This is a genomic window from Pseudomonas sp. WSY_20, assembly GCF_043104335.1.
GTDB classification, from domain to species: Bacteria; Pseudomonadota; Gammaproteobacteria; order Pseudomonadales; family Pseudomonadaceae; genus Aquipseudomonas; species Aquipseudomonas parafulva_B.
Map to the genome: position 1 here is coordinate 21636 of NZ_JBICKP010000064.1, position 14875 is coordinate 36510.

Genomic DNA, 14875 nt, shown 5'->3' on the forward strand with positions numbered 1-14875 from the left:
CAGAAATGAAAAAAACTCAATCAATCGCAAGAAGATCGCCTAACACTTCGGCCATCACCAAAACTTCTACTGATGGGAATAAGCTCGAGACTGCTCAAAGATTGAAAACCAAGCCATTAATGACCACAGAAGAACTAGAAAATGCGCTGGTAGAAATAGTTAGGCGGTCAAAACTCTTTGATGAATACTGGTATAAAACCAGTTACGACGATATTCGAAACCTTGACATAGATTATGCAAGACACTACACCAAATACGGATGGCGAGAGGGTAAGGCTCCATCGGCATACTTTAGCACTAAGTTATATCTAGAAACATATAGCGATGTTGCGAAAGTCCAGTTAAACCCCCTAGTTCACTACGAGGCAAAGGGTCGAAGCGAGCACCGAACAATCTTCACCCATAGCAGTGAGTTAATCTGGTCATCTACATATTTTGATCACCTATACTATTCAAGCCTTTACAACATAGGTACAACCTGTCGAATTCAGGCAGCAATTGATTATCTTGAGTGCGGAGACGGGGCTCGCTTTCCATCGAAATACTTCAATCCGACTGTATACTTGGCATCTTATCAGGATGTTCTTGAGTCAAACATTCCTGCTCTTCTTCATTACGAGCAGCATGGCCGCCTCGAGGGACGCAGCCAAGGCGTAGCTCATCCCAGAACAAAATATCTGAAATACGAATTCACCAAAAATATTACGTCACCTGTAAAGCGAATATGTTTATTTGCCTGCTATAGCTCAGACGGAGGCTTTTCTGAAGAAACAGTTTATCTACTCGAAAAAGTCAGAGCTGTAACTGACTGCATTATCTTGGTAGGAGACTGCGGGGTAGATGAGGAACAGTTTGAGAAAATCAAGCATCTGGTATGCTATGCCGAGTTCGAACGCCACCTCGAATACGATTTCGGGTCCTATAAAAGAGCGTTTGCTTATGCCGAAAAATCAGGTCTACTCAGAAGTGCACAAGAGATTTTAGTCTGTAATGATTCCATCGTTGGTCCTTGTGGCGACCTGCAATCCTTTTTCGCCTCAAGGAAAGCAGATGGCAACCCAGACTTCTACGGAATTACTGTGAATAACTTCGGTTTCCGCAACACAACCTCAAATGGGAACTCGCTGTACTCGCCTCACATTCAGAGCTACTTCTTTACAATCACGCGCCGCATTTTCAACTCTGACTACTGGAAAAACTTTATTTATTCAGTCAAGAGCGAAGAGCATAAAGTTGACATTATCCGAAATTATGAAATGGGCATGTCTAGGCTGCTCGAAGCTAATGGCCATCCTCCAAAATCGATGTATAAATCCAGGGTCGGACTGAACCCGGCGGCGTTAGAGCCTGAGGATGTACTTAATAAAGCTCTTTTCATCAAAAAAAGCATGCTTGGCAAATACACTGCGAAAAAAGCAGGCGTACTCAACGGCATGTTTAAAGCTAAAGAATTCCCTTTCGAGATTCAATCAGAAAAACTCGTTAGTACTGTACCGTGCAAAACTCCTGAGCCATGCAAACAATCCAGCAGATTGAAAATCGTAGACTGCGAATTGCAGGATAACACCGTCTATATGATTGCCGTCAGCGCACATAAGCATGAATCGATTGATCTACTTATCTCAACTGAAGGCCAACTAATAAAAATTGTTGAAAGTCAGCTATCTAAGCTGGACAGAAAATTCGCAGAGACTGCAAAAAATTACGAGCAACGCTCGTTGCATATGTACGTCTTCAGCTTTAGTTCATCGCTCATGAAGAACGGAGCGAACTTCAGCTTTACAGCGAACCAAAGCAAACATCGTGAAGCGTTGCGAATTGAATACATACATGGCTCTCTCCCATGCCATAACTTCATGAAGCATCGCGACCTGGGTCTATATCCCCGAATCGAAAATAATACGCTTTATCTTGCAACTCTCGAAAAAGCCATTCCTGCGATACTTCTCTCCGAAAATTACTCTGAAGAAGACAAAAAACTTTTTGGTCAAATTATCAAATCAAAATTTAAACCTAAATATAACTTGTATGCGGAAAGATCTGGCTTAGCTTGTGACAATGCTTATGAAGCATTTAAATACGCATCAAAAAGAAACCCTAATAGCTTATATATAACCTCCAAATCTGTAATATCCAACGAAAAAGATCCAGCAATTAGAAGCCGGATGATCGAATTTGGATCTAATAGACATCGAGAAGTTTTACTAGAAGCTAAAAACATATTTTGCTCTTTTGGCTATCCGGCAGTGATGGCGTCTATACTTAAAGACATCCACGTGACAGCACTGAAATACAAACTGCATCTTATGTGGCATGGCATTTCTGCGGGGGATAAAAACTCTTACGAGATCGCAGCATTCAATGGGAACTCTGCGGACAGCGTGCTAGCGTGCTCCCAATATGAACAATCTAATTTCATAAAACTGGGCCATACTAACGTACTGCTAACTGGTTATCCACGCATGGACAAATGGGCAAATGACGCCAAATTAGACGCGAATGCTCTGATCTTGTTTTTCACATGGCGCCGAAGCCTACTGCACGCAACTCTTGCAGATTTCCTAGATTCTGAGTATGTTCACGCTATTACTGAGCTGGTTGTGCGCATCAACAAGGAGCATCCAGCGATGAACATTTATTATTTCATTCACAACTCAATTCCATCGAAGCATTCAGAGATTCTAGCAGCAATACTTCGATCAAAGACACCAAATATTCGGTTCGTAAACAATAACGACCAAGCCTCATTCAACAAAATCTTCAATACCTCTCAATATTTGATCACGGATTACAGTTCCGTCGGTTATGATTTTGCTTATCATAAAGAGCGCAGCCCAATTTTTTATATGCCTGCCAAGTTTATCAGTGGGCACTATACCCCAACGCCACTTTTCAAAAAAATCCAACCTGGGGTCCAAGCCCTTTCGCTGGATGCGGTGATGAAAGCGATTAAAGTGGATGAGCATCTGAGACATAATACAGCTGTCAAGAATTTCTTCGCTTATTCAGATAATCTTAATTGTGCTCGATCTTATGACGCACTGAATTTATCGTAACCACATGTGATACTGGTCTTACATCAGCGTAAGACCAGTTTCTGAGGAAGTACATATGACATCTGTACCTAGCCTATCAGAGTTATACGCGCAGCATTCAGGTCTCAGCTCCGACAAGTGGAGCCTATACTTGGAAAAATATGACCAACTTTTCGCACCTTTACGCAGCCGACCAGTCAATGTTCTCGAAATTGGTGTTCAAAACGGCGGTTCTCTGGAGATCTGGGCAAAATTCTTTTTTAATGCCTCTCTGATTGCTGGCTGCGACATTAACCCTAAGTGCGGTTCGTTACAATTCAGCGATAGCCGTATAAAAATGGTAGTTGGCGATATCAACTCTTTTGAAGCATGTACAGAAATCGGCAAATTATCTGAACAATATAACATAATTATCGATGATGGATCTCACACAAGCCCAGATATCATACAGACTTTTTTGAGGCTTTTCCCAATCCTCAGCAATGATGGCATATATGTCGCTGAAGACCTACACTGCAGTTACTGGGCTGAATTCTCTGGAGGGCTGAATCATGAATTCTCTTCAATGAACTTCTTTAAATCACTCTCCGATATAGTTAATTTTGAACACTGGGGGACGAGCGACACCCGATGTGACCACTTAAAAGAATTTATTGGGAGCTTCACTGAAAACAAAGAAGAACTACTATCTAAAATACACTCGATCGAATTCATAAATTCGATGTGCGTAATCAGAAAGAAAGATAGCCAATGCAACTCGCTTGGCCCAAGGCAAGTAGTTGGCGATATTCAAGCTGTAGCTGAAAACAAACGTCTGCACGGTACGTTGATCGGTAACAGGCCGCAGTCCTCACTGAGCGAGGACAAAGTGTCTAAATCAGACAAAAATGTCCAAGATTACATTCAGCACTTAGAAGGGGAAATATCCAAACTCAAAGCTGAGCTAGTCGATATTCGGAATAACTCTGTAATCTTACAGCGACATGAACCATGATTAATTTTTATGAAATTCGTAGCTTGCCATATACTCAGCTAGACAGAGGTCATAATGAGTAGACTTATTGGCCTCGCTGGAATTGCAAGATCTGGAAAAGATACGGCAGCCGCTTATTTGCAGGAAATGCCGAAGGTTGCATCTTTCGCTTTAGCCGACCCCCTTAAACTAGGGTGCCAGATAATTTTTGGCTTGAGCAATGAGGAAACTTGGTGTGACTCCCTCAAAGAAACACCAATCCAGCACTGGAGAAAATCTCCTCGTCAGTTATTCCAGATGGTAGGCACTGAATGGATGCGCACGTTCAATCCCGACTTTTGGCTGATGCGTGCCCATCGAGTCATTCTCAAGCATGATTATCAGCCATTAGAGCTGGTGGTTGATCCAAAAGATGTAGTATCTGAGTTCAAGCTTGCGTGCCACGTTTTTTTCCAATTTAGCAAAGATCAGCTCAGTAAGGCGGATTTATTTAATTACCCTGACCCGATATGGAATATCGCCCCAAGTCAGGCGATTGATCTTTTAAAAAACCTAACTGAATCTTCACTGACGAACTGGAGATCTATCAGATCTAATCTACCAACAATAACGCCTCAAATTCCCGCATATCCTTCGGATGCTGACACCTTAATCATTAAGGATATTCGTTTTGAGAATGAAGCTAAATTTATCCGTGACCATGGCGGAGAGATCTGGCATATTAAACGCTCTAATGCAGTTCCCGTCCATTCGCATGTGTCTGAGCGAGGCATTGATATACGACCCAATGATAAAGTCATAGTTAATGACGACACGCTTCAACAATTCAAGGAAAGAATCTACCTGGCTTGGCGTGGTGAGCAGTTTAATCCTTAGGGCAAATATCCATCTATCGCTCTCAATTAGCGATAGCAATTCAGCCAGATCTTATATATGTCGTAGAACGAATCTTAATGACCGATATCCACACTCATAAGCTACCAACAAGCTTCGCCCTAGCCCTCAAGAACTTACATACAGCGGGGCTGCGAAAAATACAAGTATTGGAGTAGCAGCTGTAAAATCGATATAGATAATTACTTGCTTATCGAGTAAGCTTTATACATAGTGCAAAAATTCATTGCAGTTACTGTACTAGATATAAATTTATACATTTAAAGCCAGGAGACATTTAATGAAAATACTAGTAACCGGTGGCGCAGGTTTCATCGGCTCAGCCGTCATTCGCCACATTGTATCCTGCACAAGCGACTACGTTATCAACGTTGATAAGCTTACTTATGCAGGCAATCTTGAATCACTTCAGTCAATCCAACAAAATTCACGCTATGCATTTGAACACGTTGATATCTGTGACAGGGCCGCTCTGGACCGCGTGTTTAGCGAGCATCAACCGGACGCAGTGATGCACTTAGCTGCAGAGTCTCACGTTGACCGTTCTATCTCCGGACCGTCTGAGTTCATTCAGACCAACATCATCGGAACATACACTCTGCTCGAAGCTGCTCGGGCCTACTGGATGTCGCTGGATCCGAATCGAAGAACATCCTTTCGTTTCCACCACATCTCGACTGATGAAGTCTACGGTGACTTGGAAGGTCCTGAGGATCTGTTCACAGAGACCACTCCTTACCAACCAAGCTCTCCCTATTCGGCCAGCAAGGCTAGTTCCGATCACTTGGTAAGGGCCTGGGCACGAACTTACGGTTTGCCCACCTTAGTGACGAACTGTTCGAACAACTATGGACCGTTTCATTTTCCCGAGAAGCTGATTCCGCTCGTGATTCTTAACGCGCTGGAGGGCAAGCCACTACCTATTTACGGCAAAGGCGATCAAATCCGTGACTGGCTCTATGTCGAAGATCACGCCCGTGCACTCTATAAAGTGGTAACCGAGGGCGAGGTAGGCGAAACCTACAACATCGGCGGCCATAACGAAAAGCAGAACATTGAGGTTGTGCAGACCGTCTGCTCCCTGCTCGATCAACTGCGTCCTGACTCCAAATTCCGACCTCATGCCGACCTGCTGACCTACGTTCAAGATCGTCCAGGCCATGATGTGCGTTACGCCATCGACGCCAGCAAGATCCAGCGCGAACTGGGCTGGGTACCGGAAGAAACCTTCGAATCGGGCATCCGCAAGACTGTGCAATGGTATTTGGACAACCCCGAATGGGTTGCGCACGTTAAAAGCGGCAGCTACCAGCAGTGGATTGACAATAACTACGCCACACGCACAGGCCAAGCATGAAGATCCTGTTACTCGGAAAAAACGGCCAAGTCGGCTGGGAGCTTCAGCGTGCGCTCAGCGTCCTCGGAGAGGTGGTGGCGCTTGATAGACACCTTGCAAACACACCTTACGGCGACTTAGCAGGTGACTTATCAGACCTAGACGGGTTGCGCGATGCCATCCAAGCAGTGGCCCCTGACGTAATTTTCAATGCAGCGGCCTACACAGCGGTGGATAAAGCTGAGAGTGATCGTGATACGGCGCACGTCGTAAATGCGCTGGCTAGCAAGGTAATCGCCGATGAAGCCAAACGCCTTGATGCGTGGCTGGTTCATTACTCCACCGACTACGTGTTTGACGGGACAGGTTCCACTCCTTGGAAGGAAACCGACAGCATCGCACCCGTGAACTACTACGGCGCCACCAAGCTTAAGGGTGAACAGCTGATCCAGGCATCGGGCTGCAAGCATCTGATATTCCGCACTAGCTGGGTATACGCCGCTCGGGGCAACAATTTCGCCAAGACCATGCTTAGGCTTTCACGGGACCGATCTGTACTAAACGTCATCGCTGACCAGGTAGGCGTTCCCACTGGCGCCGATCTGCTTGCAGATGTCGCTGTCGCTGCTCTGCAACAAGCATGGGTTAAACCTGAGTTGAGCGGTATCTACCACCTGGCACCTACGGGTGAAACGACATGGCACGCATACGCATGCTATGTTATTCAGTTTGCTAGGGATCATGGCGAGAAACTTGAGGTCCAAGCGGTAAATCCAATCGCTACTACCGATTACCCTACTCCGGCAAGTCGCCCATTGAATTCCCGCTTAGATACAACCAAACTTCGCACCTCCTTCAAGCTGCATCTGCCTGAGTGGCAAAGCGGCGTTACTCGTATGCTCATGGAAGCTCTTAATAAATGAACGTAACCAATCGTAAAGGGATCATTCTGGCTGGTGGTTCCGGAACGCGTCTGCACCCTGCAACGCTCTCCGTTTCGAAGCAGCTCTTACCGGTTTATGACAAACCGATGATCTACTACCCGCTGGGCACGCTACTGTTGGCTGGTATTCGCGACATCCTGATCATTTCCACACCTCAGGACACCCCGCGCTTCGAGCAGCTTCTTGGTGATGGTAGCCAGTGGGGCATCAACCTGACTTACGCAGTGCAACCGAGCCCAGATGGGTTAGCGCAGGCGTTCACTATTGGTGCTGACTTCATCGGTAATAACCCATCTGCACTAGTATTGGGTGACAATATCTTCTACGGCCATGACTTCCAGTCGCTACTACTCAACGCAGACAAGCGCGATTCTGGCGCGTCCGTCTTCGCATACCATGTGCATGATCCTGAGCGTTACGGTGTGGCTGAATTCGATGGCACCGGCCGTGTACTGTCACTTGAAGAAAAGCCGACCTCACCGAAATCCAGCTATGCCGTTACCGGGCTCTACTTCTACGACAACCAGGTAGTGAACTTGGCGCGCGACCTCAAGCCTTCAGCCCGCGGTGAGTTAGAAATTACCGACCTCAATAACCTGTACCTGCAGCAAGAACAGCTGCATGTAGAAATCATGGGCCGCGGCTACGCATGGCTGGATACGGGCACACACGACAGCTTGCTCGAAGCTAGCCAGTACATCGCGACTATGGAGCGCCGCCAGGGGTTGAAGGTTGCCTGCCCTGAAGAGATCTGCTTCCGCGCTGGCTGGATCAATGCCGAGCAGCTCGAGCGTTTGGCTCAGCCTCTGCTCAAAAACGGTTACGGCCAATACCTGCGTAATCTGCTTAACGAAAAGGTGTTCTGATGCACGCTACATCCTTGGCAATTCCGGAAGTCTTCCTGTTTACCCCGAACGTGTTCGGCGACGAGCGTGGCTTTTTCTATGAGAGCTTCAACGCTAACGTCTTCAAGGAAGTCACCGGACTACAGCCTGACTTCGTTCAGGATAACCACTCGAAATCGGCAAGAGGGGTGCTTCGGGGCTTGCATTACCAGCTCGCGCCTCATGCTCAAGGCAAGCTTGTACGCGTGGTCCAGGGTGAGGTCTTTGACGTAGCCGTTGATATCCGTCGCTCCTCCCCCACTTTCGGCAAATGGGTCGGTGCGGTGCTTTCTGCGGAAAACAAGAATCAGCTGTGGGTGCCGCCAGGGTTCGCACACGGGTTTGTCACCCTGAGTGAAACCGCTGAGTTCCTGTACAAGACCACAGATTTCTACTCGCCTGCCAGTGAGCGTTGCATCGCGTGGGATGATCCGGAAATCGGTATCGAGTGGCCGATTGATTTCAGCCCGAGCTTGTCTGGCAAGGATCAACTCGGCGTGCTGTTGGCTAACGCTGAAGTGTTCGAGTAATCCTGCAACGGGGCCAAGCCGCTTGAGGCTTGGCCTTGTCAGCAATTGCAGTCTAAGCAGTTCTGATTGCCTAGCACCTGGGCTACCCCTAGCAAGAAACGCTTATAAGTGATTTCAGCCGCTTTATTCATCGAGGCCTCACCGGTTTTCTCGGTAAACGACTGAGTCTGCTTTTGAGCCCGCAGGCTTAGGTTTAGAAAGCAAAAAGATCAAAACCAAGTTCTATCAAGGCAAACAGCAAACAGAGCCATTGTTCTGCATCGAACCCGGCATACCGTGCGAGCACGCCCGCACTCAGGCCTCTGAATTGATGGGTTACGCACAGGAGCTGACCATCAGTGGTTTGATGGATGAAAATCCCAAGCTGCTATGGGCGGCCTATTATTTAAACGCGCTAGCCAAAACCTTGATGGATGACGCAGAAGCCGGCATGGCAGACTGAGCAAAACACCCGTGATCGCAGATCGTGTGCACTTGCAGCGGTTGAATGTTGACGTGTACGGCTAAGCCATAGCGGTCTGCGATCCATGCCTGGGCCATGCGCAGACCAGGCCTCTATTCAGTGGCAGGTCTGAGGCCAATTTTACGCTGCGTGCCCTCGTCAATATGACGTTCGACTTTTACCAGTGAGCATGCTAAACCGCCAATTTCAATGAACAAGCACACCGTTGACTATCTTCCCGCCAGACGCACCGTATGATTCTGCGATTTCCCACTTCTGCACCTGTGCGTATCATGCATCGCCTCTGTCACGCTTTTTGATCATTCATCTCGGAACTCGACATGTCTACAATTCCTAAGCCCACGGCGCCCATACTGGTAACGGGTGGCGCCGGCTTCATTGGCTCTCACTTGACTGATACCTTGCTCGCCAAAGGCTATGCAGTGCGAGTGCTTGATGACCTTTCGACGGGCAAACGCAGTAATCTTCAGCTGTCTCACCCTAACCTTGAGCTGTTGGAAGGTGACGTGGCAGACCCCAGTCTGGTTCACCAGGCCATGCAGGGCTGTGGGGCTGTAGTTCATCTGGCGGCAGTCGCCTCCGTGCAGGCCTCCGTCGAAGACCCTGTGCGCACACACCAAAGCAACTTTGTAGGCACGCTTAACGTATGCGAGGCCATGCGTTTGGCTGGTGTAAAACGCGTAGTGTTCGCTTCCAGCGCCGCTGTCTATGGCAACAACGGCGCCGGCGCGGCAATCAGCGAATGCACAGCCAAAGCACCGCTGACGCCGTATGCGTCAGATAAATTGGCCAGTGAATACTATTTTGACTTCTATCGCCGCGAGCACGGCTTGTTGCCGATTGTGTTCCGCTTCTTCAACATCTATGGCCCGCGTCAAGACCCATCGTCACCCTATTCAGGTGTCATCAGCATTTTTGCCGAGCGCGCCCAGAAAGGGCTGCCGATTACAGTGTTCGGGGATGGTGAGCAAACCCGGGACTTTTTCTTTGTCAGCGACTTGGTGCAGCTGCTTGTGCAGGGCTTGGAAACGTCGGCTGTGGTCGATGAGGCCATTAATGTGGGCTTGAACCAGGCTACGTCGTTAAACCATATCCTGGATTCGCTAAACAGGGTGCTGGATGGCTTGCCCGACATCTCCTACCAGCCGCCCCGAGCTGGCGACATACGCCATTCGCGAGCAGACAATCAGCGCTTGATCGAGCTTTTTGACGTCTGCCAAGTAACCCCACTTGACGTAGGGTTGGCGCAACTGCTGGGTCGCTGAAGGCTTGAGCTGAACAGGCTGGCAAGCCTGTTCAGCTTAGGGCTAAGCCTGGATGATGACGTTGTCAGCGGCTGGTTTGGCTGCATAGTCCAGCAGGTATTCCAACCCAAGGGCCACCTGCGCCCCACCGCGCACCAACAAAGCCGACTCGGTGTTACGCGCAACCAACAGATGCCGCTCATCGACCACCACCTGTTTACCTAAAGCGCGATAAGCCTCGATCAGTTTCATCGCAGCATCTGGGTCTTGCTCGGTGGGACCTGCAATCCAGAGTACATCCGCTTGCTCAGGGCTAATCCAGTTGGCTGGGATGCAGCATGGCTGGCTGACGGGTTGCGGCCGGTTGGCAGGCACTGGGCACAGCGCCTGGAGCACGGTGTCGAACGTGCTGGCGGACGGGGCGCCGTGGCAGGCGATCAGTTGTGGCGTATCGGAACGCTTGGCACCAGGGCCCTGCAGTAACGCCTCGATACGGTCGATCTGCAAGTCGAAGGCGAAGGCCTGAATGCGTTTACGCCCGGCTTCTCCATGCGCGACCAGCATTTCGGGGTGGTCGATGTAGCGGCGCAAGCAATCTGCCAAAGCCTGTGCATCGCCATGCTCGAACAGTTGCCCGGATACCCCCTCGTCCACCAGCTCGGGTATGCCACCGATACGCGAGCCTACCACTGCCAACCCGCAAGCCATGGCTTCGGTAATGGTCACTGGCTGGTTTTCAGGGCACACCGAAGGCAGTACGAATACATGTGCCTGGGCAAACCGCTCGGCAATTCGACTGTTAGGCAGACGCCCCCAGAATTTGGCTGATACACCGGGCGCCCTGGCACTTAACTGTGCCTTGTATGCCTCAAGCATGTGCCCATCACCAACCATATCGACGTGTACGCGCTCTGCCGGCAGCAGTGCCAGCGCTTCGAGCAGAGTGGGTACGCCTTTGTGGCCACCCATGTACCCAGTAAAAAGCACGTTAAGCTTCTTGCCTGGGGCGGGTGGTGAAGTCGTGCTGAAGCGTTCGAGTTCAATGCCATTGGCAATCACGTTCATGCGCTCAGCAGGCAGGCCATTGGCAATGTAGGTGTCAGCAAGGTAGCGGCTTGGCGAAATGAAATGATCGACTGCATCCAACTGCCAGCGCAGGTAGTCCTGACGCATACGCTGCGGCAGGCGCAACGCACCGTTGTAGATGTGCGAATGGCATTTGTGGCATTGGGTGCTGTCGTGGCAAAGCACGTCCTGTGTGGTGATCCGGGTGCTGTTCATGCAGAAGCCCCAGTGATCGTGCAGGGTCAATGCAATGCGGATGCCGCGTGCCCGGGCCAACTGCAGGATACCCAACGACAGGCCAGCCATGTGGTGCGCATGAATTACATCAGGCTGCCATTTGTCCACGAGCTGTCGGAAAATGCGCTCCACTCCAGGGTGTGCGACGTTGTTACCGGTCGGCGCGAAGTCAAGGTAGGTCAACGACACGCGTGTCACCGGCATGCCATCGAACACTTCCTCTTCGATTGGATAGCCTGGCAACCCGCGACTGTTGTCCCCCGCCAGCACCCTCACCTCATGCCCACGCCCGCACAGCGCTCTGGCTTGATGGTGGGCAATAATTTCAGCCCCTCCGATAACATGCGGCGGGAAAAAATTGGAGATGACGAGGACCTTCATTGCTCAGGCCCTTGTACCGACAGCGGGTACTGGTAGGCGTTAAAGCCCGGCAGATGAAGAGCAGGTTCCGAAGGCAGGCCAATTTTTTGCACCTGCTCGCTTGTGACTGCACCTGCTAGCAACAGAAGGCCTGTGGTTTGTCCGGATAGCAAAGGGGCCAAGCTTTGAATAGATACGTCGCAATTCGCGTGCTCTGCCGATAAGACGACCAGGTCGACAGCGACCTCGTTGTCCTGCAGTTCACTGCTCAACAACGGAAGGACGACGTTTACAGGAGCATCGATTCGACTTACTGCGCCATTGCGAACGATATCGCCTGTGGACGCATCATCCACCACTTGCCACGTACGCAGAGCCTGATCCCCGATCAGCTCGGCTACCCATGGGGCATGCTCACCCAGCAGCAGCGCACATTGTGGTTGCTGGTGGCGCAACAGACAGGCCAGGGCCAGTTGACCTGGATCATCCACCAGCTGCAGTTCGGGATTGATCAGCAGATGTTGCCACTGACGCGGCAAAGGCTTGGCGAGCGAACGCGACGAATGGCCGGCCAGTTGGCGCAACAGCGCCCGTGCGTAGCTGCGCCAGGTAAGAATCGGCCTGCTGACGGCTTCGCTGGCAAGCTGCAGGTAGGCCTGCGGTTCATTGGCAAGTGCGTAAATTTGCGCAGCCAGGGCATCGGGGTCTTTCATGTCCACCGTGCGGCAACCACCTTCGGCTGCCAGTTCGGCCATTACACCGCCGTTATGGCAGATGCAGGGACGGGCATGCCACAGCGACTCGACGATAGGCATACCGTAGCCTTCAACGAGCGAGGCATACACACTGACATGAGCTTTGGCGTAATAGTCATTGAGCGTGGCATCATCGACTACACCATGCCAGACGATACGCGGGTCCATTGCGCTGGCTGCCCGAACACTGTCAACGATGTAGTCGGCGCCAGCATAACGATTACCGATCAGGTCCAGTTGCCAGTCCAGTTGAGGGTAGTCGCGGGCCAGACGTGAGACTGCCTCAAGAAGCACTTTATGGTTCTTGCGGGGTTCGAGAGTCGATACGCAGAGAATACGCAGAGCTTCACCGGAGCGCGGAGCATCAGCCGGCGTTGTAGCGCGGGCCGATGCGGTCAACTCCCCGGGAATCCAGCAAGTCTTGACGCGAGCATGCGGCGTGATTTCTTCGCGGGCCCAGAAAGCTTGCAGTTGCTTGCCTGCATCCGGCGAGATCGGTAGCACTCGATCTACCTCTGCCAGACCACGCATGTAGGCTGCATGATTGTCACGGATGACAGTATCGGCAACCCATTCAGGGTGTGTAACCGGGATCGCGTCGTAGAAAATCGCGGCAACGTTCAACCCAAGTTGTCGTGCAGCAGCACGGCGCGCCGGCCCCTGTCGTTCAAAGACAATCTCGCTTTGCAGCAACCAGCCACCGCTTAGTGCTCGCGCGCCCAGACTGGAAAGGGTTTGCCGGCGGCTCTGCGTGGACCGTGGCAAAACGTAATGCGCCGGGTGAGGTTGAGGCCCGCCGTACAACGCCAGGTTCTGGTACTCGCCTTCGGTGGGCAGTACATAATCGCGCAGCGTTTCATCCCACGTAACGAATAGCGGTTCGCCTAGATCCTGCAGTTTGCGGGTAAGGCTTCGCACAACTCGGGCGACCCCAGTATTGGCGGTGTCGCGCAGGCATGCGCTGGTATCGATGATCAGCTTGGGCGCCGGAAGCTCTCTTACTGGCTTCAAGGTTGCAAGGAGGTCGGCATAAGCCTTGATGGTGCGCTTCCAGGTAAAGGTCTGCTGGAAGGTATCGAGATTGGCCTGCCACTGAGCATCTGCCAATAATTCACCCGCAAGCACACGCAGTGCCTTGTCGCTCATTTCCTGCTCATCGGTGCAAAGCTGATTTCGATCAGCCACGACTTCGGGATGGGCACCGATATTCAGCACGAGTACTGGCTTGCGTAATTGCTGCATTTCCGCAAGCGGGAGATTGAAGCCTTCCCATCGGGATACACTCAGGCCCAACTGCGCGCTGGCCATCAACGCGTTGAGTTCGCTATCGCTTGGGTGGCCTAGAGGGACTATGTGGCCCGCTAAATCCGCTGGCAAATTCAATTCGTCGGCAGTGGCCAGGACGCAGATGCGCGCATTGGGGTGCTCGACGATAATCCGCCGGGCTATAGGATAGAGCCCTTCACTGTTTTTGTAGTTGCCCGTTTCCCATCGGCCCAAGTTAATGATCGTGGGCCCGTCGGCCACACGCTCTGCCGTTGAATCACCGTGCAACTGATGACCATGCTGCCAAAGCCCTTGGTCGACGCCGCCATTCAGGTGGTCAGCACCGAGGTGAATCATGGCAATTTCTACATCAGGCCCGGCATCGGGCAAACTCTGGCTGCGGGCTATGAAATGGCTGATAGGCGTGACGACCTGAGCTTCAGGAAGGTATTCGCGACGCTGGGCACGCAAACGCTCCTGAACATGTCGCGCTGGCCCTTGCATGTCTTCGTAGGGAACACCGCCGCAGTCAAGTGCTACGGTTGGAACGCCCCATTGCCGGAACACCGCGATGGACGAATAGAACGGCCAGCCGCCGATCAGCGCTACTGTACCCGACGGCTCTGTACCTACGGGTACAAACAGCTTTCGGTGGTCTTGCAGCCATTGGGATGTGATGAAATCGAGTTCGGTATAGGCGCCCAGGTGCTCCGGCGGCGTATGAACACGGTCGGTGATGCGGCGCAATACATCGTGATTAGCACGGTGTGCGATGAATGTTATGTCCCATCCCGCTGCCTTGAGGCCTTGTGCCAACAACAGCAATACTCGATCAACGCCAAACCGAAAAAGCAGGCGCTCATTGCAGATAATCAAATGCATGGAATCA

At 51.0% G+C, this 14875-nt stretch carries 11 protein-coding genes; 9 read left to right on the forward strand and 2 right to left on the reverse strand.

Going from position 1 to position 14875, the window contains the following annotated elements:
- The first annotated feature begins 5 nt into the window (after positions 1 to 5).
- The 9 genes from ACF8E5_RS15395 (at position 6) to ACF8E5_RS15435 (ending at position 10324) form a co-directional block, all read left to right on the forward strand.
- Positions 6 to 3056, forward strand: coding sequence for a rhamnan synthesis F family protein (locus tag ACF8E5_RS15395; protein ID WP_392475484.1), 3051 nt, complete (start codon positions 6 to 8; stop codon positions 3054 to 3056).
- Positions 3057 to 3186: 130 nt separating this feature from the next.
- Complete coding sequence (locus tag ACF8E5_RS15400; protein WP_392475485.1) at positions 3187 to 4029, forward strand: class I SAM-dependent methyltransferase; 843 nt, start codon at positions 3187 to 3189, stop codon at positions 4027 to 4029.
- Between the two features lie 54 nt (positions 4030 to 4083).
- Positions 4084 to 4884 carry a deoxynucleotide monophosphate kinase gene (locus ACF8E5_RS15405; RefSeq protein ID WP_392475486.1) on the forward strand — a complete coding sequence of 267 codons (801 nt, stop codon included), beginning with the start codon at positions 4084 to 4086 and terminating at the stop codon, positions 4882 to 4884.
- A 298-nt stretch (positions 4885 to 5182) separates the two neighbouring features.
- Positions 5183 to 6259 (forward strand): dTDP-glucose 4,6-dehydratase, encoded by a 1077-nt coding sequence (rfbB, locus tag ACF8E5_RS15410; RefSeq protein WP_058638461.1) that lies wholly within the window; start codon positions 5183 to 5185, stop codon positions 6257 to 6259.
- A complete protein-coding gene (rfbD, locus tag ACF8E5_RS15415) occupies positions 6256 to 7161 on the forward strand; it encodes a dTDP-4-dehydrorhamnose reductase (RefSeq protein ID WP_392475487.1) in 906 nt (301 codons plus the stop codon). Before rfbB ends, rfbD begins: the two co-directional genes overlap by 4 nt.
- Positions 7158 to 8048 carry a glucose-1-phosphate thymidylyltransferase RfbA gene (gene rfbA, locus ACF8E5_RS15420; RefSeq protein WP_392475488.1) on the forward strand — a complete coding sequence of 297 codons (891 nt, stop codon included), beginning with the start codon at positions 7158 to 7160 and terminating at the stop codon, positions 8046 to 8048. The genes rfbD and rfbA overlap by 4 nt, the downstream gene beginning before the upstream one ends.
- On the forward strand, positions 8048 to 8596 hold the full coding sequence (rfbC, locus tag ACF8E5_RS15425; RefSeq protein WP_392475489.1) for a dTDP-4-dehydrorhamnose 3,5-epimerase: 549 nt from the start codon (positions 8048 to 8050) through the stop codon (positions 8594 to 8596). The genes rfbA and rfbC overlap by 1 nt, the downstream gene beginning before the upstream one ends.
- Before the next feature lie 208 nt (positions 8597 to 8804).
- The gene (locus tag ACF8E5_RS15430; protein WP_392475519.1) at positions 8805 to 9038 is read left to right on the forward strand and encodes a DUF3077 domain-containing protein; all 234 of its coding nucleotides are present in this window, start codon (positions 8805 to 8807) and stop codon (positions 9036 to 9038) included.
- Positions 9039 to 9379: 341 nt separating this feature from the next.
- Positions 9380 to 10324, forward strand: coding sequence for an NAD-dependent epimerase/dehydratase family protein (locus tag ACF8E5_RS15435; RefSeq protein ID WP_392475490.1), 945 nt, complete (start codon positions 9380 to 9382; stop codon positions 10322 to 10324).
- Positions 10325 to 10366: 42 nt separating this feature from the next.
- On the opposite strand, the gene ACF8E5_RS15440 is transcribed toward ACF8E5_RS15435, so the two are convergent.
- Together ACF8E5_RS15440 and ACF8E5_RS15445 are read right to left on the reverse strand one after the other, a co-directional pair.
- Positions 10367 to 11986 carry a glycosyltransferase family 4 protein gene (locus ACF8E5_RS15440; RefSeq protein WP_392475491.1) on the reverse strand — a complete coding sequence of 540 codons (1620 nt, stop codon included), beginning with the start codon at positions 11984 to 11986 and terminating at the stop codon, positions 10367 to 10369.
- Positions 11983 to 14868, reverse strand: coding sequence for a glycosyltransferase family 4 protein (locus tag ACF8E5_RS15445; RefSeq protein ID WP_392475492.1), 2886 nt, complete (start codon positions 14866 to 14868; stop codon positions 11983 to 11985). The genes ACF8E5_RS15440 and ACF8E5_RS15445 overlap by 4 nt, the downstream gene beginning before the upstream one ends.
- Between the last annotated feature and the right edge of the window lie 7 nt (positions 14869 to 14875).